Origin of the sequence: Nostoc sp., from assembly GCF_036916735.1 — a bacterium.
Lineage (GTDB): Bacteria > Cyanobacteriota > Cyanobacteriia > Cyanobacteriales > Nostocaceae > Nostoc.
In genome coordinates this window covers 22,456-48,913 of sequence record NZ_JBALFV010000049.1, presented here as the reverse complement: position 1 = coordinate 48,913, position 26,458 = coordinate 22,456, and the positions used below count along the sequence as shown (strand labels likewise).

The following is a 26,458-nucleotide window of genomic DNA, read 5'->3' as shown; positions in this document are numbered from 1 at the left end:
GGCTGGGAAAGATTTGTTGCAAGTTCTAACTTTTGTCCTTTTGTCCCTTTGTCCCCTTGTCCCCTACTTCACTGGCCAGGGAATCATCGGATCGTTAGCCAGCTTTTTCGAGACTTCGTATGCTCCAAAGCGGTTGAGGTGGCTGGGATCGGAGAAGTAATCATTTGCTTTTGGCCACTGTTGGCTCAAATCTCGATAAATAAAGCTCGGACTAATAGCTAGACGCAACATATATTGCTGAAATTGTTGCTCATATTGTCTACGCACTGGATCTAAATAATCTTCTGTCAGAGGCATATTAACAAACACTAAGGAAATTTTGTGAGACTGGGCAAACTGAAGCACTTCCTGAAAGGCAGCATCTTGCTGTCCTTCTATTTGGAAAGATTTATAGTCGTTGTCGTAATTCCCGGGAACTTTAGAATGTTTTTGATAGTATCTAGCAGGATTGAAGCGAATTGACAAAGGTAGAAAGCCATCAAAATCAACTGCTTGCTGGGAAGTACTTTCATCAGAAGTACCGTCTGTTAGCTGTCTTTGTGATGCAACTGTCTGATTGCGACCAATTATAAGCATTAGTTTTTGCAGTAAACTTATTATTTGGTCACGGTTTGAGTAGCTAGCAGAAAGAGATGCTAAAGCCTGATTTAACGACTGATTCACAGCTTGATATGCGCTAATTTCCGGTTTTTCTTCTTTTATCTTTTCTTCTCCTGCCGAATTTACCGTATTTTCAGACGAATCGCTGTTATTGGCATTTGTTGGGGCTTTTTGGAATGCCTGTTTATAACCAGCCGATGCAGTGATGGATTTAAAGGTAATATCTTCGCGTCCACCGTTAAAAGCACGGGCCCCATCTGCCCAGATAATTACTTTAGGCAGCTCTGATGGTTCCAGTACGTGGCGAATCACAAAATCTACAACTTGTGCCGTAGCACCGTTGATCCCAAAGTTAAATACATCAAGATTTGGATAGCCCTGAGTCGCTAAAGCTTTAGAAAGTGCTGCTGGATCTATTCCTCTAAGGGCGCGGGAGGAGCCAATAATCAACACATCTGGCGGAGTACCAGTTCTAGCTAAACGCTGTTTATACAGTGCTAGTTGCTCGTCTAACTGCCTGACATTGAAACTTGGCATCTGCGATCGCGCTGCTAAAAGAATAGCAGTAGCGGTTGCTTTTTCTTTCAATGGTGCGGCTGCCAAATTAGTTGTCGGGGTATCATCAGTTTGAGTAAACTCAGAAGCATTAAATACAGAACTCTGATTTGGAGAAGATTTTGTTTTGGAAGTGCTGGTAAAAGATGTCGTTTTCTCACTCTGAGTTTTCCCAGATATCAAAGATGCCTTTTGCCCAGAATAAGATGAAGGTAAGACACTGGCGACTTTTGGCGAAGGTGTAGTAATTGCAATAATTCGACCCAACACCCAATCAGTTTGAAGGGTAAGTAATAATCCCAGTGTTCCCCAAACTAAAGCAACCTTAAGTCCTTGAACATCACGGCTTTGTTCTGCTGATCGTTGATCGCTTTCGATAAATAGCTGGCTTTGTAACAGGAATTTTTTCGCGGTTGCACTCGCGGTTGTCATCCAATCTCGCGCGACTTCTGTGACAAAAGTTTGAACTTCTTCTGTTGTTAAGTCGGGGCGCAAAATTGGCTCACTAGTTTCAGAGGTTACTAGATCGTTAACGTATTTAGAAGTAGCAGCAAATTCTGGGGTTGCTTCTGGTACTAAACGTTGGCGATGTTCAATATCAACGCCATAGTTCCAAAAAGGCTCTTTATTCCCAGCCCGGCGACCGTAGACACGTACCCCCATAATACCGGGAATTTTTAACTGGCGGATAAACTGCGTAACTTTAGTTGCTACTTGTTGACGTGCTGGACAAACAGGTGCATCACACATGATGTGCAATAAATCATTTTTATTCAGCAGAAGTACGCGAACTCCACCTGTCAATAAACGCCAATCCAGGTCAGGATTGAGTAAACGCTCCAGTAAAAATATGATTGCTGGTTGATCGCCAGTATTTGCCAAATCTAGCGGTGATGTGGCAAAAGCGGGATATTTTGTAGCAGGTAGAGCTACCCAATCAATCCAAGTTGGTTCATTGTCGCCTGCTTTTTGTCCGTATATGGTGGCGGCAAGAATACCTTGAGGTGCGATTGCTTCTAGCTGGGGTAAAATTGCCTCTAAGCACACTTCCTTGTCGGGGATTGGCGCAGTTCCTAAAGGGTCAAAAGCTGGGCTACAAAAGATATGTAGCGTTGATTCTTTCAGAAAAGCTTGGACAGCAACTTTTAACCCTGACAATACCTCAGTTAATAATCGCGCGATCGCTTGTATATCCCCCCAACGCGCCCATTCCTTCAGCATTACCTCTGGTGGCGTCAAATCCACCCGCAGCAGCCAATCCGGGGCAGTTTCGCCGCTCACCTGGGAAACAATTACTGCATCTTGGTAGCCGGTAAGCTTGAGATAACGCAACTTCTGTGCTATTGGTTCAGCAAGCAACGATGCATCAGGGCTATAGCTCGACTGGCAAAATATCCACAGGCGATTTTCTTCCGGCTGAGAGTTCTTTGGCTTATATGGCTTAATCTTTGCCTGTACTGATACACCTAATGTACTCAGAGTTTCGCTCAGATACCGAGCGATCGCTTCTGGGTTCCCTTGGCGTGCCAAACTTTCGTTAGAGACAATCAGCGCCCCAGCCGATTGTTTTAATTTTTCCGAATCTTCTAGCAGCGCTTGTACCTGCTCCAGATGCTTATCTATTTGATTCAAGTAAACCCGATGGCACCAATTAGGGCGCTGTTCCCCTTTTCTTCGGCCATAGACAAATACTTGATATATTGAGGGTTGTTCGTCGCTTGTGAGAATATCCAAGTCTGTCTGCTGTAGTGCTTGCAGCAAGTCAGACAAAGTATGCCAACGCTGCGGACATTCTGTACCTTCACAAAGAATATGAAGGTTATTTCCCCGTAACCGGACTTTCACCCCGAAAGTGTTGATCCCTGTTGCTTGGCTTACCCACTGCACTAAGGATTGCTGGCGATCTGGTAATACTGTTTTCATGCTCAGTTAACTTTACAACAAGCGATTGTTGGGGGATAGTGCCTGCACTTGTAAACTAGAAGCATAGGTCTACCACACTCTGACGTTCTTTTTTAACAATTTTGTTACCTTCGTAGCTCATAAAATCGGCCAAGATAGTCTTGTACAGGTTGCAAGTCTGACTAATGTTGAGTTTTGCGTTTATTTTACTAATAGGGAGTCAGAATTAAGAAGTTGGGAGTTAGGAGAGACGCGATTAATCACGTCTGTACAGGAGTCAGGCAGGAGTCAGAATAATTCTATATGACTGGCTGATGACTTGTGCTTTAAAGCTCGACTTGCGTCCTACTTTGTTAACGACCCTGATGGGCGAAACAAACAACAAGCTTATCTCATTTAAACTCCGTCTCTTGATGATCTTTGGAGTAATCATAATTCCTAACTCCTAACTTCTAACTCTTAACTCCTAACTTTTTTTGACTCATATTCCTACAACCAAGAATTAGCAATGCCTCCTGCCTACCAACAATCCTCAACTAACCCCGCATCCAATCTGGAATTCTTTAACATTCCCCAGTCTTTTCTTTTACAAATAGGTACAGCGTCTATATTACTGCTGCTCATTACCGGAAAAACTACAGTAAGAGCATTAGAAGCCATAGGGGAAGCCAGTGAAGAATTATTGCGAGGCGATCGCTTACCCAATCTCGACTTCCCAGAGGATAGCGAAACTAATCAAACTTAGAAAATATACACCAAATAATTATTTGCTCAGGAACAACCCAGTGAGCATTAAGTGCAAAACCTAGAAGCGTAAACAGTAATTAGCTTTACAACATAGAGAATATGGGTTCCCTTTTATACTCTTCGTCTCAAACTGCGGATATATACCCGGTGTCGGAATTATTTTTGCGTCATCGTCTCCAGGTAGTGGAAGAATTGTGGGAGTCAGTTCTGAGGCAAGAATGCGGTCAAAACATGGTAGACTTATTGCGCCAGTTACGCGATTTATGTTCACCAGAAGGACAAGCAAGAAATGACCAAGCATCCTCAGCCGTAAAATTGATTGAACAACTGAATATCAACGAAGCAATTCGTGCGGCTCGTGCTTTCGCTCTGTATTTTCAGTTGATTAACATCATAGAGCAGGAATACGAACAACGGCAGCAATTGAGTCGCTATGAGGCAGAAACAGAGGCTACAGTGCCAGAAACACCATCAAATGCCAACTATTCGTCCAATCAAAGAGAAGATGACGCGCCTGTTAGCAGGGGAATAGCAGCAGACTTCCTAAGAAAGAGTTATCTAGAAAAAGCACAAGTCAAACCAAAAGGTACTTTTGCTGCCTTATTTCCCTATTTATTTAAACTGAATGTACCACCCCAGCAAATTCAACGTTTAATTGCTCATCTGGATGTGCGCTTAGTTTTTACAGCCCACCCGACGGAAATTGTTCGTCATACTATCCGGGATAAGCAGCGCCAGGTGGTACAACTCTTGCAAAAACTCGATACCTTGGAAAACCATTCTGGTGCTACAGGTGAGGGATATGCTTGGGAAGCAGCAGATGTCCGCGATCAATTGCTCGAAGAAATTCGCCTCTGGTGGCGTACAGACGAACTTCACCAGTTCAAACCCACTGTGCTAGATGAAGTAGATTATACTCTACACTACTTCCAAGAAGTTTTATTTGATGGCATTCCTCAACTTTATAAACGTTTCAAACACACGTTATCTAATACCTTTCCTTGGCTAGAACCACCGAGTAAAAACTTTTGCTCTTTCGGTTCTTGGGTAGGCTCAGACAGGGATGGGAACCCATCAGTCACACCAGAAATTACCTGGCAAACAGCTTGCTATCAGCGCAAAATGGTGCTAGGAAGATATATTCAGTCAGTGAAAAATCTGATTGAATTATTGAGTGTATCGATGCACTGGAGTGATGTCTTACCAGATTTACTGGAATCTCTAGAATTGGATCAGTCCCAGTTGAATGAGGTATATGACGCACTGGCGCTGCGTTATCGGCAAGAACCCTATCGGCTGAAACTGGCTTATGTGCTCAAACGGCTAGAAAATACTCGTGATCGCAATCTAGCTTTGTACAATCGGGAAACGCCAAAAAATCAAGATAGCCCCCTGTATCTTTCGGGAGACGATTTTTTAGCAGAACTGCGGATGATTCAGCGCAACTTGACAGAAACAGGTTTAAGCTGTCGAGAATTAGAAAATCTGATCTGTCAGGTAGAAATTTTTGGTTTTAACTTGACACAGCTAGATATTCGCCAAGAATCATCTCGCCATGCCGATGCACTCAATGAGATACTAGAATACCTGCAAATATTACCTCAACCTTACAACCAACTATCTGAGGAGCAAAGAGTCGCTTGGCTTACAGGAGAACTGCAAACCCGGAGGCCGTTAATTCCAGGAGAATTGCCATTTTCCGAAAAAACCAACGATGTAATTGAAACCTTTCGCGTCGTGCGATCGCTCCAACAAGAATTTGGTCTAAATATCTGCCAAACTTACATTATCAGCATGTGCCGCGACGTCAGCGACGTGCTGGAAGTATTGCTTTTAGCCAAAGAAGCCAGACTTTTTGATCCCGCCATTGCTGTCGGAACTATTCAAGTTATCCCCCTATTTGAGACAGTAGAAGATTTACAACGCTCCAGAAGCGTCATGCGGAAACTGTTTGAACTGCCGTTATATCGCGCTTTGTTAGCTGGTGGTTACGAACAGACAAAAGCAGAAGGTACAGATGAAAATTCACCCTCACCTGATCCCCTGCTCCCCTGCCTCCCTGCTTCCTCCTCCATCACCCCCAACTTACAAGAAGTAATGCTGGGGTATTCTGACAGCAACAAAGACTCTGGTTTTTTAAGTAGTAATTGGGAAATTCATAAAGCTCAAAAATCACTGCAAGAAATAGCAGAAAACTACGATCTAAACTTGCGGATTTTCCACGGACGCGGCGGTTCTGTGGGACGAGGTGGGGGCCCTGCTTACGAGGCGATTTTGGCTCAACCAGGTCATAGTATCAACGGGCGAATCAAAATTACCGAACAAGGAGAAGTTTTGGCTTCTAAATACTCCTTGCTAGACTTGGCACTATACCACATGGAAACCATTACTACTGCTGTAATTCAAGCTAGTCTGTTGCGGACAGGGTTTGATGATATAGAACCCTGGAATGAGATTATGGAAGAATTAGCAGTGCGATCGCGTCAACATTATCGTGCTTTAATCTACGAACAACCTGATTTTGTTGACTTCTTCCACGAAGTAACTCCCATTGAAGAAATTAGCCAGCTACAAATTAGTTCCCGTCCAGCCCGCCGTCCATCTGGTAAGAAAGATTTAAGTAGTCTGCGAGCTATTCCTTGGGTATTTAGTTGGACACAAACTCGCTTTTTACTTCCTTCTTGGTATGGCGTTGGCACAGCTTTACAAGAATTCTTGAACGAAGAACCAGAAGAACATTTGAAATTGCTACGTTACTTTTACGTTAAGTGGCCGTTCTTCAAGATGGTGATTTCTAAGGCCGAGATGACCTTGGCAAAAGTAGATATGCAAATGGCACATCATTACGTTCAAGAATTGTCAAAACCAGAAGATCAACTTCGTTTTGCCAAGGTTTTTGAGCAAATTGCTAGCGAGTTCTATCTCACAAGGGATTTAGTGTTAAAAATCACCGATCACAATCGATTGTTAGATGGCGATCCTGTATTGCAACGATCTGTGCAGTTACGCAATGGCACAATTGTCCCCTTGGGATTTATCCAAGTTTCACTACTCAAGCGCCTACGGCAGTCCCAAAATACCACTGCTACTTCTGGAGTAATTCATTCTCGTTACAGCAAAGGCGAGTTACTGCGAGGAGCATTGTTAACTATTAATGGTATTGCAGCCGGGATGAGAAATACAGGTTGATGGGGAATGAGGAGAAATGACAAATGATTAATGATTAATGACTAATGACAAAAAATAGAATTTTAGTTTGTACTTTTTTAGCGCTCTTAGCAGGTTTTTTTGGTGCTTACACCAGTGGGCAAATTACCATAATGCTGCATAGCCAAAAATGTCAAAACCAACCTTGGGGTTTCAAGGAAATGTGCAACGCTTGGATGACACCAGGAGCAATATGGCAAGGTAGCACAACAGGACTATGGACAGGCACTATCTTAGGGGCATTTGTTGGGGGTTTGGCGACGCGACAAGCCCGTGATTAGTCTAATGTCATACCAATTCAACTAATGATTGCAACACATCCTTGGGTAAAGACGCGATTCATCGCGTCTCTACAGCAATACGCTTGGGTTAAGCATTTTTTCTCTATTTCCTCTGCGCCTCTGCGGTAGTCCACGGCAAGCCCCTTTGTCACCCCTTCAGCCCAAGCGTATCGCTCTCTACAGATTTTCAAATTGGTATGAGTTTGAGGATTGGCAGCTTTGGTGTCAGCAAGGCTGGTAAAATCTACCTATAACGAAGAAGAGTAAATCACCATGCCTACCGAAACTAACCCTGGGAATCAAACTACCACAGGGGCTGATGCTATTGATGAAGCGATCGCACAGGGAATTGATTTTGATGGTTCTCCTATTCCGTCTGCCAAGCTAGAACTTTATGGTAAAGTTATGGCCCTAGAAGCCAATAGACAGCGCAGTGGTGTATCTAATACTATGCGATCGCGCATTGTGCGAATTGGTGCAAAACACATTCCCCAAGCAGAACTCGACCAATTACTTGTAAATGCTGGTTTCGCACCCCTAAAAGAAAAGGAAATTGCCTTTTTCTATAGTGGGAAATAATTGTTAATATTTTATAACAGTTTTCATATATTTGAACCAAATATGCCCTAGGGGCACAGCAATATCCATTGGTGTCAACTTAACGTATAAGCTAGATTTGGCGAACTTTCCAGATTTGACCCTCACCCCAACCTTGAAAGCAAAATTGCCAGAGGGGAGCAAATTCTCTAGTTCCCCGAATCCCAACTTGCGAGAAGGGGTTAGAGGATGAGGGCAAAATGTCCTCTCAAAGCAGATTTTTTCTTAAGTTGACACCAATGAGCAATGCCCATTGGTGTCAACTTAAGAAGATAAAGCCCAAATTTGTTGGGTGTTGACACCAATGATTAGGTGTGCGCCGCTACGAACTCCAACCTAAGCGCCGTTGTATTTACCAAAACGGTAAGATGCAAAGAAATATTTTCCAGTGAACTCTCTATTGTTTCGACTGTTTTAAACATATAAATAAATATCTCAAATAATAGCCTGGTGTGTATTTGAGCAATATCTACCTATTTTAACTAGAAATAAAAAGGTACAGAGCAAGTAAATTTATTTATGGGCTTAGTAAATTTTTGAATGCGTGAATGCATAAATGCGTGACTTCCCCAAACGCAAGTGCGTCTTGTGGGGAAGAGGCTGAGTGTCTAAATTTGTCTTTTACTAAAACCAAAGAAATTCACTAATCACTCCCCCAACAATTAACAGTCAAGAGTTAAAAAACTCTAGACTGTTAATTCAGGACTTAGCTTCCAAGTGCTGGGAATGAGCAGGAGATTCAAATTTATACCCTACGCCACGTACAGTTTGAATTAATGCTGGCTGACTAGCATCAATTTCAATCTTCTTGCGAATTTGCCCGATATGGACATCTACAACCCTTTGGTCGCCCACATATTCATAGTCCCATACCTCTTGGATTAGCTCCGCACGCCGCCAAACTCGACCTGGATGACTGGCTAAAAAATGCAACAAATCAAATTCCAGAGCAGTTAAAGGTACTGCTTGGTTATTAAGTGCCACCTCCCGTCGCACGGGGTCAATCATAAGTTTTTCAAATACCAAGCGTTTTTGCTCGGCAGTAGTTATCACTCGTTGACGCCTCAAAATCGCTCCGACTCGGACTTCTAACTCTCCTAGCCCAAAAGGCTTAGTGAGATAATCGTCAGCACCTTTAGCAAAGCCGCGAATTTTGTCAGCTTCGTCAGCACGGCTAGTCAACATCAGAACAAAGACACCATTACGACTTTGCATCTCTTGGCAGAGGTTAAACCCAGTTACATCTGGTAAATTCACATCTAGAATCACCAAGTCGGGGTTAAATTGCTCAAATAGAGTTAAGGCTGTCTTTCCATCTTCGGCAGCCTCTACCTGATAGTTCTGCTTAATCAGAAAGCGTTGGATTAAATTCCGAACCGCAGGATCGTCGTCAACTACAAGAATCTTGGCAGGAGCCATGACCATTACTTTGCACAAAAATTCGTAAGATTAACAAAAGGTTTGCGTAAAAACGCAGTTGCCACTTTGGAACTATTTAAGAATCTACATGGCTACGGTATGAGATTCCTGATTATTCAAAAATAAATACTTTAATCAGGATTGTGGGCAACAAGAACGCTAAACTTCTGTTAGGCACAGTATATAAGCGCTCTGACTTTAGCCGCAACAGTTCTTAATACCAAGACACGTTCTTGATCCCAGTTAAGTGGTAACTTAAAACGTCTCAATTTTAAATCGATATGCGGATATATACCACAAGCGATTATTCAGTATAATTAAAAAAATTCTATTAAGGCACAGTAAGTTGCCAAATTTGAAACATTAAAGTTGATATTTTCATAAAAACTATGTGTTTTAGGTACTCTCCCTTCAAATTCTAGATTAGAGCCAGAACTAGACAACGACATGAGGGTATACACGGAGTTATATCGATATGTTAAAGTGGCTATAGTTAAAATTACAAAGTCTGATTAAACTAACCCGTGCTACTATCCTGTTAGAGCATAAAATTAAGTCGAAACTTTAGTTTCGATTAAAACAAAACCTAAAGCTGGTTTTATTCGACAAAAGACTGCCGCTGACTGAGGCTGAACTAACAAACTCCCATGAGCGATCAAAATCCCTACGAAAAACTTGGGGTATCAGAAGAGGCTAGCTTCGATGAGATTCAGGATGCTCGTAATCGCCTATTCGAGCAATATAGTAGCGATGCCAAGCATTTAGAAGTAATTGAAGCTGCTTACGATGCGATTTTAATGGATCGCTTACGGATGCGCCAAGAAGGTAAAATTAAAGTCCCTGAGCGTATTCGGTTTCCAGAGTTGCGAGTGCAATCCCCTCCTAAAGAAAGTCCAGCCCCTCGGGAGCAGTCACCTGCATGGCTGCAACGGATGCTGGATCAGCCTTCACCTGCTGATATATTTTTACCAGGAGCTTGGTTTCTTGGTTTGAGTTCTATCAGTGTGTTTTACCCACAGGGAGGCGATCAGGTTTTGCAGTTGGCATTGGTGGTTGGGGTAGGCGCTAGTATTTACTTTCTCAATCGCAAGGAAAGTAAATTTGGTCGAGCAGTTTTGTTCACCCTGGTCAGTTTAATAATTGGCTTAATCGTTGGGGGACTAGTTGCTAGCTGGCTTTCACCACAAATATCATTCCTGAATTTGTCACCGAATCAGTTCTCTACTGTACTAACGTTTATATTGTTGTGGTTAGTTAGTAGTTTTTTACGGTAAACTGCTACCCTTAAGCAAGTTTCTATAAAGAAGACATAGTTTATGTGTGTTCTTGTTAAAATTTGAGAGTCAGGAGTCAGAATGCCTATTTTGACTCCTATTTTAATTTAATCTGTTGCAGTGAGAAAGGCTTTTTAGACAAGGTGTTTAGGTTTTAAGACCAAATCTACAGCAGTGCTGAAATCCTTAACGATTAAGTCGGGATGGTAAAGTTCTAATTGGGTGCGATCGCGGATGCCACATTCCACAGCCATTACCTTAATCCCATAATTTTTAGCTGCGGTGATGTCGGCTTCTGTATCTCCCACCATCCAAATATCAGCCGCCGGAGGCAGTTCATTTAAAGCCCTAGCCATCAATAAGGGTTTATCTTCGATATCACGAGTTTTAACGTAGTCGTTACTCAAGCAATAACAACGATTTTCTGGAAAAAATCTTCCTAAATCGTGTTTTTTGAAGGCATAATCAAGTTCCCGAAATCGGCGCATGGTCATAACTGCTAAATCAATTCCAGCTTGTTGAATTTTTAACAGTGCATCCACAGCACCAGGCGCGAGGGTGTCATAGTGAAAGTAGGGTTCTGTATGCACTGTTAGCCGCCGCAACTGGGCAAATTCTTGAGCTTGGGCTTCGTCTAACCCAGAATTCAAGGCAATTTGTTTTTCAGGAACGCGCGATCGCTTTAATTGCCAAAATTCCGCTTTCGGAAGTTCTTGTACTACTTGGTTTGGGCGACGGGTTTTTTCTAGGCAGAATTGATAAACACGGTAGTACCGTTCAGAAACATCAATAATTGGGCCGTCGAAGTCAGTAATAAGTCTTAGCATCGGCGGAAAAGTTAATTTTTATTAAAATTATCTCAGATGTATGGCTATTTTTCGAGAATATCAAGTCTAGCTAAAGGTTTTTTGTAAGCTCTTTTTAAGAAAGTATCGACGATGACCTGGAGGAAAATCTTCTAAATCTCCAAAAACTTCATACCCTAAATGCTGAGAAAATTTGGGAACCTGAAAACTGTAAGTAAAAAGATATGCGTTTAAGCAGCCACGATTAACAGCCTCTTGCTCTGCTGCCAAAAGAAGTGCTTTTCCATATCCATAACCTCTGAACTCCTCTGTAACCCAGAGAATACCGATATGGAACCATCCCAAGCCGATAAAACCCTCTAAGCCGCCCACTACATTGTTTTCTAAATCACGAAGTAATAGAAACAGTGGCGTATATTGGTAATTTCCAATCTTGCCTACATTGAAATCTTGAAGTTGCTTGTCAATAAAATCAACTTGTTTAGAGTCTGGCTGAATTTCAATTGATATTTTGTACTCAGGCATCATTGCAGCGTACCGCGTTTGATTTGTTCGCTTTCAATGGCTTCAAATAAGGCGCGAAAGTTACCTTCGCCAAAACCTTGAGCTTGGTAACGGCGTTCAATAAACTCAAAGAAAAATGTCGGCTGTTCAAATATTGGCTGTGTGAAAATTTGTAGTAATAAGGGCGCGATATTTCCTCCCTCTAAAGGAGTATATTCTTGCCAGTCCACTAGAATTTCTTGTTGAGCGATCGCTTCTAGTTCTTGGGGTGATAGAGGCAATCCTGGACGTTGTTTTAGTTGCGTGTAATAACTTTGGGGAACTGAGAGTAAAGATAAATTATTGGCACGAAATTTAGCGATCACACTCACTAGATTGGTTGTCCGCAAGGCAATATGTTGAATTCCCGGACCCCGATTGACATCTAAAAATTCCTGAATTTGAGAATTCCTGGTAGCTGGTTCATTAATTGGCAATTGGACGCTGCCGTTGCGCGAAACCATCACTTGGCTGTGTAAAGCAGAGCGATCAGTTTTAATTTTAAATGCCTGCTGGGGTTGAAAATCTAGGATATTTTCGTACCAAGCTACAGCATTTTCCAATTCACCAACTGCCACGTTTAATACTATGTGATCGATGGCGGTAAAAGTGTTGTCATTAGTTATTTGTCCTTTATCAAAAACCAATGACCTTTCGATCAATGTATGAGTAAGTCCACCCCAGGCGGCTATTTTACCACACTTGAGGAATTCTGTACCCACCTGGCGTTCTTGGATGGGTTGTAGGATTGTAGCACCGTGTTTTTGAGCTAGTGCGATCGCACTTTCTACATCTTCGATGGCAAAAGCAACATCTGCCACACCAGGGGGATATTGATGCAGAAACTCAGCTACTGGACTTGTGGGTAACAGTGGTGAAGACAGAAAAAAACAGACAGCACCACTTTTTACCACTTCTGTACAAGTGTGAAATGAAATGCTGCGATCGGCTACTGCTTGAAAACCAAGATGGTGTACAAACCAATCCCGCCAAATTTTGGCATCTTCTACATAGAAATGAACGTGATCAATTTTCATAAATATTGAAAATCAAGCATAACAGTTTATATATCTGTAAATTTTGCCTTTTTTGCTAGATTTTCACGTCTTTCCTAAGCAAGAATTATGTAGGTACACTCCTACTTTAAAAGAATAGATGACTATCAGGTTGAATGTTAATTTCCATTGGCACAGCTTGTGGTTCGGCAGCAAGGGCAAAGAAAATCGCATTGGCAGCAGTTTCAGGACTGAGCATTTTTTTACGGTCTACTTTTAGGTTGACGTTATCCTAGAAAGGAGAATCTACCCCACCAAAGTAGAATAGCGTGAACTTGATACCAAAGCGCTTAAGTTCCTCTGCCATGCATTTGCTGAAACCGACAACACCAAACTTAGAAGCAGAATAAGCTGCGGCCATTCCTATCGAATGCTTGCCTAAAATTCCAACCACGTTACAGATGTGACCAGATTTGCGCTTTTGCATCTGTTCAGCAGCCGCTTGAGTGGTGTAAAAGCTGCCTTTTAAGTTGACATCTAGCATCTTGTCTAAATCGGCAGGTTCTAGGCTGTTGTAAGGCTTGAGTATACCAGCACCGGCTGCATTCACTAAAATATCGATTTGACCAAACTCAGCGATCGTCTTTTCTATCAAAGTATTTACCTGTTGTGGGTCAGTTATATCGGTGGGAACACTCAAAACTTGCCCTGGTAAATCATTTGCCAGTGTTGTTAAACGAACCGCATCTCTGGCAGCCAGTAGCAACCGGACTCCAGTAGGCGCAAGTTTGTGTGTTAACGCTGAACCAATACCACCAGTAGCACCGATAACAACAACGACTTTATTCTGCATTATAATATTTACATTTCTTTACATCTTACATGATACTGAATTACAGATCAGGTTGTACGTAGACAACCAGAAAGTACTTACTCGGCAAATAGCAGCGTTACCTCATATTCCTTACCACTCGCCTTTAATGTAAATGTGAGAGATGATTCTAGATATTTGGTAAAATTGGAACCTAACTTTAATTTTTTAATAATTGAATTAGGAGATTACCTGGTTATTTTCTGTAGCTCTGAACCTAGCTTGGACACAGATAATTTAGTTTCAGGAGATTTGATTTTTATATTAGGACTTACGCTCGCTCTACGAATTCTTAACTTTCTTCTCTAATGAAAGGCTCCGCCAACACGTAGCCTCTCGCAGAGAAGGCGTCTTGGCGATTCGAGAAATTAAGCTTTTCAGCGATTTTTGCATAATTTATATATATATTGAATAATTTATAATAGTAATTTATCTAATGTTTCTCTATTAGAAGTTTCCACAGAATATTATTTTTTATTTTTGAAAAGATTGTACAAATGAGTTATCTATAACAAGCATTATTTACTCAATTTCTGGTTGCTTTGAATGATGTTTGATATTGATATCACATTTTTATTTAAATCAAGTTGCAACAGCCATTAAACTGTCAATCGAGCATTGATTGATTCCTGTTCAGTTTTGATTAAATATTGAATTTCATCAACCACTTGTTCAAAAGATGGAACTTCTGTTGCCATTGGTAAGGAATAATGAGTTAATTTGCCAGTATTCCGGTTTTTTATATGCAAATTTTGCCCTTGTCTACGTACCCAGTAAACCTAACCCAAGCGTATTGGACTATGTGGTAACTCTCAGAATAGCTAGAATTTTAGAAAAACTTCAACTACCACGGGCAAAAACATAGTCACGGGTGCGATAATCCACGGGGTTAGTAAAGATTTTATTTGTAGTACCAAATTCAACCATTTGAGTAATGCGATTTTCATTACTGTAAAAGAAAGCCGTAAAATCACATAAGCGAGTAACTTGTTGCATATTGTGAGTAACCATGACAATGGTCAACTCAGAGCGTAAGTTCTGGATCAGATGCTCAACTTTCATACTACCGACAGGATCAAGACCTGAACAAGGTTCATCCATTAATAAAACGTTCGGTTTGACTGCTAAAGCACGGGCAATACATAGTCTTTGTTGTTGACCACCAGAAAGCTCTAAAGCAGATTTTTGTAGCTTATTTTTTACTTCATCCCAAAGTTCGGCAGCTTTGATGGCAGATTCAACGATTCCATCTAATTCTAGTTTTGGATGCCATCCAATTAATTTCACCCCGTATGCAACATTATCGTAAACGCTCATGGGAAAAAGATTTGGCTTGGGAAAAACCATACTAACTTGGCGGCGTAAGCGATTGATGTTGACACGACGCTCATAAATACTCTGTCCAAAAAATTCTATTTTTCCTTCAACCCTCACATCTCCTTCTAATTCACTCATGCGATTTAACGATTTAAGAAAAGTAGACTTGCCACAACCACTAGAACCAATAATTGCCGTGACTTGGTTTTGGTAAATATCCATTGACACGCCTTCAACTATCTTTTGAGTGTCGTAAGATAAGCTAAAGTTTTTGACTCTGATTGCTGGAATTAGTTTACTCATATCCCTAAAACGTATGAAATAAAAGTTGACGAAGTAAAGTAGTACAAATCAGCAGCACTGTTTCACTATGTTACTCCCAAAAGGAGATATTCATGGAAATTACGTAGTTATGCAGTAGCCATCCAGCATATAAACTGTTATTGACTCGCAGCTACACAACGCCAGTTCGCTCAAGTTGGGAAACCCGCTTATACGATTGGCTCCCCTACCTATGTTTTTAAAATCAAATAATTGTCCTATAGAAATAAAAATAAATATTTAAGTATAAAAATGAAGAAAAACGAACCACATAGACGCAAAGCGGCTTCCCGTACCCCTACGGGGAAGCAAGCTACGCGTAGTGTCTCCAAAAGAGAAGGGTAGAATACAAAGAAAGAAGTTAAAAGGGTTTGGTGCAGCCTCATAAAGAAATGGTATGAGGAGCTAGTTTATCTAATAAAGATAAATTAGTAATTATTTTTTAAACCGCGCTTTGTGAATATCCTCTAGTACGAACTGTTCGACAAAAATTATTAAGTCATCCTAAAACTTGCTTTAACCAAAACGCCCTGAAATGTAGTCGCGGGTACGGGGGTCTAGTGGGTTGTTAAAAATTTGCTCTGTAGGACCAAACTCAACCATTTGACCAATCCGACTTTCATCGGTGCTGAAGAAAGCCGTAAAATCAGAGACACGAGCGGCTTGCTGCATATTATGGGTAACGATCGCAATTGTCAACTCAGACTGCAAACTATGAAGTAGTTCTTCTACTTTCATAGTAGCTATGGGATCAAGAGCCGAGCAAGGCTCATCCATCAGCAGAACTTTCGGCTTGACTGCTAAAGCACGGGCAATACATAATCTTTGTTGTTGACCACCAGAAAGCCCTAAAGCTGATTTATCCAACTTATCTTTCACTTCATCCCAAAGAGCAGCACTGTGAAGTGCAGATTCGACAATTTCATCTAATTCTAATTTGGAATGCCTGCCTGCTATCCTCATACCATAGGCAACATTTTCGTAAATGCTTATTGGAAAAGGATTCGGTTTTTGGAACACCATACCAATTTGGCGGCGTAACCGATTGATATTGACACGAGGAGCATAAATATTTTGACCAAAAAATTCTACATTTCCTTCAACTTTCACAGGCCCTTCTAATTCGCTAATGCGATTCAAAATTTTGATGAAGGTAGATTTACCACAACCACTTGGGCCAATAATTGCGGTTATTTGCTTTTGATAAATATCTATTGACACCTTTTCAATTGCTTTTGTTGTGCCATAGTAAAAGCTGATATTTTTAACTTTGATAGCTGGTATTAGGTTACTCATGCTAATTCATAATTCATAATTCGTAATTTGTAATTTTAGATATATCAAACAAGGCTTTAGCCTGGCAGGTCACCATTTTAATATCATACTTTGCCAAGATGCAAAACAATACAAAATATTATTTATTTTACTTCAATCTTCTTTGCTTAATAACTAGGCGAGAAAGAATATTGACACATAAAATTAAGCCAAGTAGAACTATAGAAGTAGTCCAGACTAATTGGTTTTTTTGTGGGTCAGGGTCGTTGTAGAGGTTAAAAATCAATACTGGTAAAGAAGCTGTTGGACTGAATAATCCTTCTGACCAATCTAAACTAAATAAAGCAGTAAAAATTAAGGGTGCTGTTTCACCAGCAGCACGAGCTACAGCTAATAAAATGCCTGTAGTAATTCCGGGAATTGCAGCAGTAACAACAATGCGAAGGGTAGTTTGAAAGCGAGTTCCGCCTAAAGCAGCAGAGGCTAAACGTTGAGATGTGGGAATCAGTTTTAAGGATTCTTCTGTTGTCAGTATAATTACAGGTAGCATAATTACGGCTAAAGCGAAACCGCCTGCGATCGCACTAAATCCTTTAGTTACCAAAACTATCACACCGTAAGCAAATACGCCTACAACTATTGAAGGCACGCCTGTCAGAATACTGCTGATAAAACGAACAATACTAGCAATTGAGTTGGTTTGACCAAATTCTGCCAAGAAAATTCCTGTCATTATTCCTGTGGGAATACTTAAAATAGCACCAATTACCACCATGATTATGGTTCCTAAGATGGCATTGCCAAAGCCATTATCAATAACTGCTTTGACAAACATATCTGATTTCAGTCCAGATATTCCTCGGATGAAAATTTCCCATAAAATTGATAATAAAGGAATGAGTGCTAGACCTGTAAAACCAAAGGCGATCGCATTCATTCCATAGGTAAACATTATTCGCTCTGTTGGCAGAGGACTGCATAATTCTCTTGCCAGAGATTCATCAGTTTCTGACTGAATGTAACTACTCATATTTTTTATGAATTTTTATTTGCAAACATTTTGTTTCATTGAGATATTTGTATTAAAATAGTGCTATTTATTTTTTCTGCCAACCCATTTAACCAAGAGTACAGCACCAATATTTACAGCTAGAGTTAACCCAAACAAAATCAATGCCAAATAGCTTAAAGCGCCTATATGCAAACCCGGTTCAGCTTCGGCAAATTCATTAGCTAATACAGAGGGAATTGTATAACCTGGATTGAGTAAAGAAGCACTAATTTGAGCAGAGTTGCCAATTACCATAGTGACAGCCATTGTTTCACCCAAAGCACGCCCTAAGGCGAGCATTGCTGCACTAACCATTCCAGAAAATCCAGCTGGAAGCAAAACCCGAAAAATTGTTTCCCAACGAGTACCACCTAAAGCCATAGATGCGCTACGTAATTCTTTAGGGATAGCCATTAAAACATCACGAGTAATTGCTGCCATTGTGGGCAAAATCATGATGGATAGAATAATTCCAGCAGTCAATATATTAGTCCCTGAAGGGTCTTCTGTATTAAATAATGGTATCCATTTAAAATTGCTGGCTAGCCATTTTTGTAGAGGTTCTAAAACTGGAATAAAGACAAAAATCGCCCACAAACCAATAATGACACTGGGAATTGCTGCAATTAATTCAACAACAAACGCTAGGGTGGTTCGCAGCGATGGATGTAAGAAATTTTCACTCGTGACTAAGGCTACTGCTATTCCGACTGGGACAGCGAATAAAATAGCGATCGCACTACTTACCAAAGTTCCATAAATATAGGGTAATGCACCAAAAAGCTGATTACCTGTATCCCAATCTTGGCTCCACAAAAACCCCAATCCAAACTGCTTAATAGCTGGTAGAGCTTCGTGTGAAATTACCCAACTCATCAAAAATAGCACTGCAACGGTAATCACAGCAAAAAAGTATACTAGCCGTGTAAAAGCTTGGTCTAACCAAAGATTTGTGCCACCAATAGCTGTTAGATTGAAATCTTCATCGCCTTGATTCAAATCATGTGATGAATTTATGTCGGCTGGTTCCGATGAATTTGCCATTACAAATCAATAAAATAGATTTTTTTCTTACTATAATAGTAAGTTATTAACTCAATCTCTTAAGATAGGAAAGTAGTAATATTCAAGATTTAAGCATGCAAAACCTAAAGTCTTGATTCACCTAGAGAGCTTTTTCAAACTACTTGTTTAGTTTTTTAATTTTTAGATTACCCTAAATGTTCCGATAAATTTGGGAACTTTAAGAGACTTAGCCCCCTTTTATAAGGGGGTTGGGGGATCTCTTGTGTATAAGTTCTAAAAATTGTAAATTAAGGTTTGACAGAGTTATTCACTGTCTGAAGTACCCGATTTGCTACATCAGATGGAATTTTGGTGTAGTTAAGGTCATCGTTATACTGTTGACCATCTTTCAATACCCAATTAATCCATTTTTTTATAGCATCAGCTTTAGAAGCATTAGCATACTGTTTGTAAACCATCATCCAAGTAAGACCAACGATGGGATAACCTTGTCCTGGATCTCCTACGAAAACGCGGTAGTTGTCTGGGAAAGTGACAGTTGATAAAGCTGCATTTGCAGATTGTAAAGAAGGAGCAACAAATTCTCCTCTCTTATTTTGTATTAGCGCTGATTTCAGATTATTTTTGACAGCATAGGCATATTCTACATAACCAATAGAACCAGGAGTACGAGATACTAAGGCTGCTACACCTGGGTTGCCTTTGCCTTTGAGAACGTTTGGCAGAGTCCATTTGGGAGCAGTGTTAACTCCAACCCTGCCTTTAAAATAACCGCTAGTAGCACTTAAGTGGTTAGTGAAAATAAAAGTTGTACCGCTACCATCGGCGCGAACAACAAATTTAATTGGTTGATTTGGTAGATTGACACCTGGATTATCAGCTTTAATTTTTGCGTCATTCCATTTGGTAATTTGACCTGAGAAAATTGCCGGTAGTGTACTGCGGGATAATTTGAGATTATTAACACCTGGAACATTATAAACAACAGAAACAGCACCGCCTGCTGTGGGTACTAAAATTACACCGTTCTTGACTTTAGCAATTTCATTATCTTTCATTGCAGCATCACTACCACCAAAGTCAACAGTTCCAGCAGTGACTTGACGAATACCACCACCGCTACCTATTGCTTGGTAATTAATTTTCAAGTCTGGATACTTGTTTTTGACTTCACGAGCATAGCGTTCGTAAAGCGGAGCCGGAAAAGTTGCTCCTGCACCGTTCAAAGTTTCAGCTTGTGCGATCGCACCAAAAAATGGACTAAGTGCAACAGAAGCTGTTACCACTGAAGTAGCGACGACACGATTCAAGATGGTAGTCGAAAAAATCATATAACCTCTGACTTAAAGGAATACTTTCCTGCTGTAATTCCAGCCTTAGATAGGCTACATTTTTTATAGTTAAAATTTGTTTAACAGATGTTAAAATAACAATTAAGATATGCTTAAATTTTAATTACAAATATTTTTTAGTCGTTGAAATTTGATTTACTAGGCTAGGTTGCTGATGAAAAAATTAGGTTTAATTTAAATAATTTGAAAAAATAGAATACACTCATGAAAAATTATCATTTTCGTGAAAAATAGATAAAAATCTGTATTGAGCGGTGAGTCATTGAAATTAAGTAGCAATTTTAAATCATTGGTTATTAGACTGTGCATCTACACAGAATCAAGATATTGCTCCTCATAATATCGCTGTTTTTGAGAAGGATGTCTTCCGTGGCAAGCATAAACACTATAGTCATCAGGAAATTGAAGAGCAGGTTCCCCTTCAGCATGAAGCATATTTTCTTCGTCAAAAGACAACTTACAAGGGCGATCGCAGACTATACAAACCTTCGATGTACTCGCCATACGATTTAGTTTCTGGTAGTGCGAGAAATTCCTCTAAGCTCAATATTTTATTTGATGCTTGTACCAGATTTATCTTAGTTTAAACTTATAATGATTTTTGTACATCGTTAGTATTTACTTTATTCTAAAATATTTGTTAATTTATCAATCCGTCAACATCTAAATTATTTCAATTTTGCTTGCGCCTACAATACATCACTAAAAGTATAAACAATCCCATTCCTGCCAGATATTTAATTGGATCAGGTACGCTGGGATTAGGTGAAAAAAAGCCTTCGATCGCACCAGCAATAACCAACATTGGTACAATCCCAAATACTAGCTGTACCGCTTGAGATCCGTAAAATTTCAGTGCATCCCCACGCCGATATTTACCAGGAAATAAAATTGCTCTTGCTAATAAAAATCCTGCACCCCCAGCAAAAAAGATGGCGGGTAATTCCAAAGAACCATGCGGCAACACAAACGCCCAAAAAGGATAAGCCAGATTATTTTGACCTACTAAAGTACCAACAGCACCAATCAATAAGCCATTAAATACCATCAAATAGGCTGTGTATGCTCCAGCCGTCATGCCACCGGCAACAGCCCCAAAGGACACCGATAGGTTATTGATCATGATATTGCTGGATGCTAAAGGTTCAACCCCGACAATTGACCCCATCCATAATTTATGCTCATCTCGCACCTTGGTAATCAAACTTTCAGGTACGATCAAAGGTATAAAGCTGGGATTTTGCCAAGAATACCACCAAGCCACTAATGCCCCCAGTAAAAACAGCCCCGTTGCAGCTGCAATATATGCAAATGTTTTCTGAACTATAGATGGTAATCCCCATTGGTAAAATTTTAGAATTGCCTGCCATTCCTGTCGCCGCGAACCTTGGTAAATCTGCGTATAGGCACGAGTTGTTAAAGATTGTAAACTTTTTATTAAAGTATCGCCGATTTGCTGAGTGCGGGCACGGGCTAAATCTGCCGCGACTGAACGATACAAACTCGCTAACTCTCTAATTTCTGCTGCCTGTAGGGACTTTAATCCTTTTTTTTCTATCTGTCTTAATAGGGCATCTAGACGTTGCCAATTTGGTTCTCTTCGCGCAATCCAACGTTGAATATTCATGAATTTTGGGAACACTGAGTTTAATTTAGCTTAAGATAACTTCAAATTCATCTCCGTAATTTCAAGGGAAATTTGCCATTATGTCTGAAAGCTTTGGATCTCCCGGTCAGATACAACCACTAAGTGTTGGGAATGTAGTGAGTGCTGCCGTGCGGTTGTATCGTTCTCATCTGAAAGATTATTTTTTACTTGCACTGAAAGCTTACGTATGGGTACTGGTTCCAGTTTATGGATGGGCTAAGTTTTATGCCCTTTCAGCGCTGATTTCTCGTTTGGCTTTTGGCGAGTTGGTCAATCAACCCGAAAGTATTTCGTCAGGTCAGCGTTACGTCAATTCCCGATTGTGGCAGTTTTTAGTCACAATGCTGTTAATGTTTCTGATCGGTATGGGAATTGGTTTAGGTGTTGTAGTTTTATTTGTCTTGTTTGGTTCGTTATCAGCGTTTGTAGGGTTAGGACAACAAGGAAATCCAGCTACTTCTATTCTCATTATTATCCTTACCATTGTGGTGAGTATTGTGGCAATTGTGGCAGTTTTATGGCTTCTGACGCGATTCTATTTAGTAGATGTGCCCCTTGCCATTGAAGACAATGTTAATGGTACATCAACTATTAGCCGTAGCTGGGAATTAACTCAAGGTCATGTATGGCGGATTTTATTTATCTCATTTGTAGCCTTTTTGATCACAATACCTGCTCAAATTGTTCTTCAGATTGTTTCTGCTGTGATTCAAGGTATTTTCTTGCCCTTAATAAATGATAATTCTGCTATTTTTGCTTTGATTTTGGCTGTATTTATCGTTGCATTGAGTTTTAGTACTGGCGCAATAATTTTACCATTTTGGCAAGCAATTAAAGCTGTTATTTACTATGACATGCGGAGTCGTCGTGAAGGTTTAGGCTTGCAGTTACGCGATCGCGAAATTTAAACCACACTATACAGACAATTATGCATCTATTCAATAATGTTAAATTTAATACTCCAGAAAGCGTAGAACTAGAATTTACCCTTGCTGGAATCGGAAATCGTGCGTGGGCTTTGCTTATTGACTATCACGTTTTGGCTATGATCTGGGTGGGATTTTTCACAGCTTGGTCTCTTGTTTCAGTCCAGTTAGGAGATTTCTGGGTAAATATTTTCGGTACCGCAGTTACTTTATGGTTGATGGCGATCGCATTCCTTACTAGTTTTATTATTTACGTAGGATACTTTGTATTTTTTGAAACCTTATGGTTTGGACAAACCCCTGGTAAACGGGTTGCTAAAATTCGCGTGGTTCGAGATGATGGTAAACTTATCGGGCTACAGCAAGCAACGCTACGTGCTTTACTGCGACCCTTTGATGAAACTTTGTTTATTGGCGCTTTTTTAATTATGTTGAGTCGTCGAGAAAAGCGCTTAGGTGATTTGGCTGCTGGCACGATTGTAATTCAAGCCCAAACATCCACTGCATCCGCGACATTGATAATTTCAGAACAAGCAAAAGGACTTCATGAACAGTTAATTGAAGTTGCTGATTTATCGCAACTGATGCCAGATGATTTTGCTGTGATTCGTGAGTATTTACAGCGACGTGGTGCAATGTCGTTAAAGGCAAGAGCATCACTATCTCTAAAGCTAGCCGAGCAAGTTAAAGCTATTATTAATTTAGAAAAATTGCCAGAAGCTGTTACACCTGATGTATTTTTAGAAGCTGTTTATCTTGTTTATAAACAACCGGACTTTTAAGCTAGAGACTTTATTTAGAGCATTTTTAGATAGAAGGTATTTTAATAAATTTACCTAAATTGGTTGGAAAATTTCGTCACAATGCATTTGCAAAAACCCTATTAACCGACATTATAAAATTGCTTTATTTTCAGGAATACATAACTAATAATAAATAGTCAGTAGTCAATCAGTGGAGACTACTGACCACTAATTATTATAGCGGTTGCCAATTGCTTGAAATACAGACCTAACCCCCCAGCCCCTTCTCTTCAAAGGAAGGGGAGTAAGATTCAAAGCCTCTCTCCTTTTAGGAGAGAAGTAAAAACTGCACTGCACCCAAGCAAGAACCGCTATAACTAATGACTTAAAAATCTAAAATCGGCCAGTCTGGTTCACGATAATAGCGTGTCATGTTGTCAAACTTTCGTAATTCGACACGATTAATCAGAAATTCTGGCAAATTTAACAGCCATTGATCGTTCAATTGAGAAAGCATTGTACTGAAACTTGTGCGGTCTAAGTCAGATGAAACCTCCCCAAAATAAGCTAATGTAACATGGGCTGTAAAGTGATAATGCTGCTCAATACCCAAAGCAATTAACTTGGGATTTTGATAAATTGTTCGGCGAAATTTAATAATTTCCTCGTAACAACGTTCATCTTGGGGTACTAAACAAACGGCTATAGCCCTTGGCATCACTATCAGTCCCAGCATTTGCCATTTAATCGGATGACTTTTATTTGTCATCAATTGTTGATATTGCTGAAAGGTTTCGGCTAAACAAGAGTGTAACTCCTCGTCAAATTTGGGATTTTTTTCGCAGGCGTCAAGGTAAGCATTGTCCCAAATTAAATCCGCTAAAGTCATGTGGAAGCTAGCAGGAGGTAGAGGCACAATCAAATCACGGCTTACAGGCAACTGCAAAAGTTCCTGTTGGTAAGTCTGTAATTTGTCATAGAAAGCAGAATTTTGTGATTCTTCTTCTGCTGGCGGGGTAATTAGCGTATAGCCAGGAAAGGACGCTGCTTGTCTCAACCCAGAATGTGGCTGAAATTTAGAAGATTCCTGGATATGCTGGACTTGGGATCTGTATGCTTCTGGCAGCGTCAGCCGTGCTAACCGATTTAAGTAAGTTTGATAGTTGTCGTCCAATCTTCATAGCCTCATGCTCTCACTTGATAGATTTTAGGAAAAATTACCTTGATTAACAGAATGATTTAAAAAGTATTTAATTTTGGGAGTGGGGAGTGATGGGCAGGGGGCAGGGGGTAGGGGAAGAAGAACTATTGATTATTGCCTAATCCCCAATGACAAATGACAAATGACCAATGCCCCATTCCCCTATATACTAAGAGGTTTATCTATGCCAATTTATGTTTACTGGGGTGAGGATGATTTTGCTATGGAAAAGGCGATCGCTATGCTGCGCGATCGCGTCCTCGATCCCCAATGGATAAGTTTTAATTACACTGCATTCACCCCAGATCAAGCTGATGCTGCTATCCAGGGGTTAAATCAAGTCATGACACCCACTTTTGGCGCTGGTGGGCGCTTGGTATGGCTGATAAATACTACTTTGTGCCAGCAGTGTCCAGAGAATGTGTTAGCAGAACTGATGCGATCGCTAAGAGTCATTCCCGAAAACTCATTTTTATTGCTCACCAGCCGCAACAAGCCAGATGAACGCCTCAAATCCACAAAATTGTTAAAACAATTTGCTACCGAGTTCCGAGAATTTCCCCTCATTCCCCCTTGGAAAACCGAATTGCTGGTGCAATCTATTAATCAAGCAGCTCAGACTGTGGGTGTAAAACTAACTGCCAATACTGCCCAGTTGTTGGTAGAATCTGTAGGAAATGATACACGATTACTCTACAATGAGTTAGAGAAACTGCGGCTATATGCCCAAGGTAGCAACAAGCCTTTAGACACAGATATCGTTACCAAGTTAGTAAGAAATACTACCCAAAATAGTTTACAATTAGCAGCAGCAATCAGAACAGGAGATACAGCTAAAGCTTTGACAACACTGGCAGATTTGAGTAATGCCTCTGAGCCGGGATTACGGATAGTCGTCACGTTGATTGGACAATTTCGTACATGGCTGTGGGTCAAGATTATGATAGAAAGTGGGGAGCGCAATCAACAAGCGATAGCTACTGCTGCTGATATCGGTAATCCCAAACGGATCTACTTCTTACAGCAAGAAATCAACCTTCTTTCTGTGCAACAGTTAATCTCTTGTTTACCCCTACTATTGGAATTAGAAGTGAGTCTTAAGCAAGGAGCATCAGAAATACCAACACTCCAGACTAAAGTCATCGAACTTTGTCAAGTCTGCCGAGGGAATTGACAATCAAATATAAAAGCTTGATGTATTGAGCAGTTGCTGGAACTTCCAACTCAGAAAATAATTCAACGTTCTTATAATATCCCTGATGTAGTTTTGTATCATACACTATATGAAGAAAATTTCTGATTTATTTTCCCAATCTAGCCGAAAGCGAATCCTTTCCCAATCATTCTTTTTCGGTGCGATCGCCACTGTGGGTGTAATTTCTAATGCTTTTTCATTGAGTTCAAAAGCTTATAGTCAAACTCCATCACCAATAGTTAACAATACTGAAATTAACAGCTATGCTAAAGCTGTGCTTGCAATGGAACCTGCGCGTCAAAATGCCTTTGAAGAAATTAAAAAACTTATTGGCAACAGAGAAATTCCCCAGATTGTTTGTAACGATTCTAACAGCATAAATGGTCTTCCAAAGAAGGCTCAAGATATCGCAGTGAATTACTGTAACTATGCTCAAAAAGTTGTTGAAGAAAAGGGTTTAAGATTTGAGCAGTTTAACAAAATCACTATAGAACTACAAAATAACGATATCTTAAAACAGCAGGTTTACAATACCTTATTACGCCTACAAAAAAGTCCTGACTCTCCATAGTTAAAAGCCGCATAAAAAGCATAAAATTTAACTAC

23 protein-coding genes and 1 pseudogene are annotated in these 26,458 nt (G+C 40.3%); 9 read left to right on the top strand and 15 right to left on the bottom strand.

The features are described 5' to 3' along the window. Positions 1–63: 63 nt before the first annotated feature. Positions 64–3,078, bottom strand: a complete 3,015-nt coding sequence (locus tag V7L20_RS11815) for a DUF1574 domain-containing protein (RefSeq protein ID WP_334744264.1) — start codon at positions 3,076–3,078, stop codon at positions 64–66. Positions 3,079–3,565: 487 nt separating this feature from the next. Between V7L20_RS11815 and V7L20_RS11810 the strand changes: the two genes are divergently transcribed. From V7L20_RS11810 to V7L20_RS11795, 4 genes are all read left to right on the top strand, one after another. After that, entirely contained in the window at positions 3,566–3,802 is a 237-nt protein-coding gene (locus V7L20_RS11810; protein WP_334744263.1) for a hypothetical protein, read from the top strand. A gap of 101 nt (positions 3,803–3,903) precedes the next feature. Next, a complete protein-coding gene (locus V7L20_RS11805) occupies positions 3,904–6,993 on the top strand; it encodes a phosphoenolpyruvate carboxylase (protein WP_334744262.1) in 3,090 nt (1,029 codons plus the stop codon). 44 nt (positions 6,994–7,037) lie between these two features. Continuing rightward, complete coding sequence (locus V7L20_RS11800) at positions 7,038–7,292, top strand: hypothetical protein (RefSeq protein WP_334744261.1); 255 nt, start codon at positions 7,038–7,040, stop codon at positions 7,290–7,292. A gap of 273 nt (positions 7,293–7,565) precedes the next feature. After that, the gene (locus tag V7L20_RS11795) at positions 7,566–7,871 is read left to right on the top strand and encodes a small RNA NsiR4-regulated ssr1528 family protein (RefSeq protein WP_334744260.1); all 306 of its coding nucleotides are present in this window, start codon (positions 7,566–7,568) and stop codon (positions 7,869–7,871) included. A 717-nt stretch (positions 7,872–8,588) separates the two neighbouring features. Here the strand turns inward: V7L20_RS11795 and V7L20_RS11790 are convergent. Further along, complete coding sequence (locus V7L20_RS11790) at positions 8,589–9,308, bottom strand: response regulator transcription factor (RefSeq protein WP_334744259.1); 720 nt, start codon at positions 9,306–9,308, stop codon at positions 8,589–8,591. A 647-nt stretch (positions 9,309–9,955) separates the two neighbouring features. On the opposite strand from V7L20_RS11790, the gene V7L20_RS11785 reads away from it, so the two are divergent. Further along, on the top strand, positions 9,956–10,582 hold the full coding sequence (locus tag V7L20_RS11785; RefSeq protein ID WP_334744258.1) for a CPP1-like family protein: 627 nt from the start codon (positions 9,956–9,958) through the stop codon (positions 10,580–10,582). 134 nt (positions 10,583–10,716) lie between these two features. On the opposite strand, the gene V7L20_RS11780 is transcribed toward V7L20_RS11785, so the two are convergent. The 12 genes and pseudogenes from V7L20_RS11780 to V7L20_RS11725 form a co-directional block, all read right to left on the bottom strand. Continuing rightward, positions 10,717–11,409 (bottom strand): HAD family hydrolase, encoded by a 693-nt coding sequence (locus tag V7L20_RS11780; protein WP_334744257.1) that lies wholly within the window; start codon positions 11,407–11,409, stop codon positions 10,717–10,719. A 66-nt stretch (positions 11,410–11,475) separates the two neighbouring features. After that, positions 11,476–11,916 (bottom strand): GNAT family N-acetyltransferase, encoded by a 441-nt coding sequence (locus tag V7L20_RS11775; RefSeq protein WP_334744256.1) that lies wholly within the window; start codon positions 11,914–11,916, stop codon positions 11,476–11,478. Next, positions 11,913–12,968: a 4-hydroxyphenylpyruvate dioxygenase gene (gene hppD / locus V7L20_RS11770; RefSeq protein WP_334744255.1), complete on the bottom strand. Its 1,056-nt coding sequence runs from the start codon at positions 12,966–12,968 to the stop codon at positions 11,913–11,915. The genes V7L20_RS11775 and hppD overlap by 4 nt, the downstream gene beginning before the upstream one ends. 106 nt (positions 12,969–13,074) lie before the next feature. Beyond that, a pseudogene (locus V7L20_RS11765) lies at positions 13,075–13,779 on the bottom strand (SDR family oxidoreductase). Between the two features lie 617 nt (positions 13,780–14,396). Beyond that, positions 14,397–14,546 (bottom strand): hypothetical protein, encoded by a 150-nt coding sequence (locus V7L20_RS11760; protein WP_334744254.1) that lies wholly within the window; start codon positions 14,544–14,546, stop codon positions 14,397–14,399. Between the two features lie 91 nt (positions 14,547–14,637). Then, positions 14,638–15,417, bottom strand: coding sequence for a phosphate ABC transporter ATP-binding protein (locus V7L20_RS11755; RefSeq protein WP_334744253.1), 780 nt, complete (start codon positions 15,415–15,417; stop codon positions 14,638–14,640). A gap of 534 nt (positions 15,418–15,951) precedes the next feature. Next, positions 15,952–16,731, bottom strand: coding sequence for a phosphate ABC transporter ATP-binding protein PstB (gene pstB / locus V7L20_RS11750; protein ID WP_334744252.1), 780 nt, complete (start codon positions 16,729–16,731; stop codon positions 15,952–15,954). 127 nt (positions 16,732–16,858) lie between these two features. Next, a complete protein-coding gene (gene pstA, locus V7L20_RS11745) occupies positions 16,859–17,740 on the bottom strand; it encodes a phosphate ABC transporter permease PstA (protein ID WP_334744251.1) in 882 nt (293 codons plus the stop codon). 63 nt (positions 17,741–17,803) lie between these two features. After that, positions 17,804–18,805, bottom strand: a complete 1,002-nt coding sequence (gene pstC / locus V7L20_RS11740) for a phosphate ABC transporter permease subunit PstC (RefSeq protein ID WP_334744250.1) — start codon at positions 18,803–18,805, stop codon at positions 17,804–17,806. A gap of 269 nt (positions 18,806–19,074) precedes the next feature. Beyond that, positions 19,075–20,118 carry a phosphate ABC transporter substrate-binding protein PstS gene (pstS, locus tag V7L20_RS11735; RefSeq protein ID WP_334744249.1) on the bottom strand — a complete coding sequence of 348 codons (1,044 nt, stop codon included), beginning with the start codon at positions 20,116–20,118 and terminating at the stop codon, positions 19,075–19,077. Positions 20,119–20,448: 330 nt separating this feature from the next. Further along, a complete protein-coding gene (locus V7L20_RS11730; RefSeq protein WP_334744248.1) occupies positions 20,449–20,643 on the bottom strand; it encodes a DUF6745 domain-containing protein in 195 nt (64 codons plus the stop codon). 169 nt (positions 20,644–20,812) lie between these two features. Then, complete coding sequence (locus tag V7L20_RS11725) at positions 20,813–21,766, bottom strand: stage II sporulation protein M (protein WP_334744247.1); 954 nt, start codon at positions 21,764–21,766, stop codon at positions 20,813–20,815. Between the two features lie 80 nt (positions 21,767–21,846). Between V7L20_RS11725 and V7L20_RS11720 the strand changes: the two genes are divergently transcribed. Then, positions 21,847–22,695 carry a DUF975 domain-containing protein gene (locus V7L20_RS11720; RefSeq protein ID WP_334744246.1) on the top strand — a complete coding sequence of 283 codons (849 nt, stop codon included), beginning with the start codon at positions 21,847–21,849 and terminating at the stop codon, positions 22,693–22,695. Positions 22,696–22,715: 20 nt separating this feature from the next. Beyond that, positions 22,716–23,495: an RDD family protein gene (locus V7L20_RS11715; protein ID WP_334744245.1), complete on the top strand. Its 780-nt coding sequence runs from the start codon at positions 22,716–22,718 to the stop codon at positions 23,493–23,495. 346 nt (positions 23,496–23,841) lie between these two features. Here the strand turns inward: V7L20_RS11715 and V7L20_RS11710 are convergent, their stop codons facing one another. Then, the gene (locus V7L20_RS11710) at positions 23,842–24,630 is read right to left on the bottom strand and encodes a DUF1868 domain-containing protein (protein WP_334744244.1); all 789 of its coding nucleotides are present in this window, start codon (positions 24,628–24,630) and stop codon (positions 23,842–23,844) included. Between the two features lie 211 nt (positions 24,631–24,841). On the opposite strand from V7L20_RS11710, the gene holA reads away from it, so the two are divergent. Both holA and V7L20_RS11700 read left to right on the top strand, forming a co-directional pair. Continuing rightward, complete coding sequence (holA, locus tag V7L20_RS11705; RefSeq protein ID WP_334744243.1) at positions 24,842–25,831, top strand: DNA polymerase III subunit delta; 990 nt, start codon at positions 24,842–24,844, stop codon at positions 25,829–25,831. A 109-nt stretch (positions 25,832–25,940) separates the two neighbouring features. Then, complete coding sequence (locus V7L20_RS11700) at positions 25,941–26,423, top strand: DUF4168 domain-containing protein (RefSeq protein ID WP_334744242.1); 483 nt, start codon at positions 25,941–25,943, stop codon at positions 26,421–26,423. The last annotated feature ends 35 nt before the right edge of the window (positions 26,424–26,458 follow it).

Coding starts and splice junctions, on each gene's coding strand:
- V7L20_RS11790 (WP_334744259.1), bottom strand. CDS start 9,308: ATGGCTCCTGCCAAGATTCTTGTAGTTGACGACGATCCTGCGGTTCGG.
- pstS (WP_334744249.1), bottom strand. CDS start 20,118: ATGATTTTTTCGACTACCATCTTGAATCGTGTCGTCGCTACTTCAGTG.
- pstC (WP_334744250.1), bottom strand. CDS start 18,805: ATGGCAAATTCATCGGAACCAGCCGACATAAATTCATCACATGATTTG.
- V7L20_RS11810 (WP_334744263.1), top strand. CDS start 3,566: ATGCCTCCTGCCTACCAACAATCCTCAACTAACCCCGCATCCAATCTG.
- V7L20_RS11805 (WP_334744262.1), top strand. CDS start 3,904: ATGGGTTCCCTTTTATACTCTTCGTCTCAAACTGCGGATATATACCCG.
- V7L20_RS11725 (WP_334744247.1), bottom strand. CDS start 21,766: ATGAATATTCAACGTTGGATTGCGCGAAGAGAACCAAATTGGCAACGT.
- pstB (WP_334744252.1), bottom strand. CDS start 16,731: ATGAGTAACCTAATACCAGCTATCAAAGTTAAAAATATCAGCTTTTAC.
- holA (WP_334744243.1), top strand. CDS start 24,842: ATGCCAATTTATGTTTACTGGGGTGAGGATGATTTTGCTATGGAAAAG.
- V7L20_RS11795 (WP_334744260.1), top strand. CDS start 7,566: ATGCCTACCGAAACTAACCCTGGGAATCAAACTACCACAGGGGCTGAT.
- V7L20_RS11730 (WP_334744248.1), bottom strand. CDS start 20,643: ATGGCGAGTACATCGAAGGTTTGTATAGTCTGCGATCGCCCTTGTAAG.
- V7L20_RS11800 (WP_334744261.1), top strand. CDS start 7,038: ATGACAAAAAATAGAATTTTAGTTTGTACTTTTTTAGCGCTCTTAGCA.
- V7L20_RS11715 (WP_334744245.1), top strand. CDS start 22,716: ATGCATCTATTCAATAATGTTAAATTTAATACTCCAGAAAGCGTAGAA.
- V7L20_RS11815 (WP_334744264.1), bottom strand. CDS start 3,078: ATGAAAACAGTATTACCAGATCGCCAGCAATCCTTAGTGCAGTGGGTA.
- V7L20_RS11755 (WP_334744253.1), bottom strand. CDS start 15,417: ATGAGTAAACTAATTCCAGCAATCAGAGTCAAAAACTTTAGCTTATCT.
- pstA (WP_334744251.1), bottom strand. CDS start 17,740: ATGAGTAGTTACATTCAGTCAGAAACTGATGAATCTCTGGCAAGAGAA.
- V7L20_RS11780 (WP_334744257.1), bottom strand. CDS start 11,409: ATGCTAAGACTTATTACTGACTTCGACGGCCCAATTATTGATGTTTCT.
- hppD (WP_334744255.1), bottom strand. CDS start 12,968: ATGAAAATTGATCACGTTCATTTCTATGTAGAAGATGCCAAAATTTGG.
- V7L20_RS11785 (WP_334744258.1), top strand. CDS start 9,956: ATGAGCGATCAAAATCCCTACGAAAAACTTGGGGTATCAGAAGAGGCT.
- V7L20_RS11720 (WP_334744246.1), top strand. CDS start 21,847: ATGTCTGAAAGCTTTGGATCTCCCGGTCAGATACAACCACTAAGTGTT.
- V7L20_RS11700 (WP_334744242.1), top strand. CDS start 25,941: ATGAAGAAAATTTCTGATTTATTTTCCCAATCTAGCCGAAAGCGAATC.
- V7L20_RS11775 (WP_334744256.1), bottom strand. CDS start 11,916: ATGATGCCTGAGTACAAAATATCAATTGAAATTCAGCCAGACTCTAAA.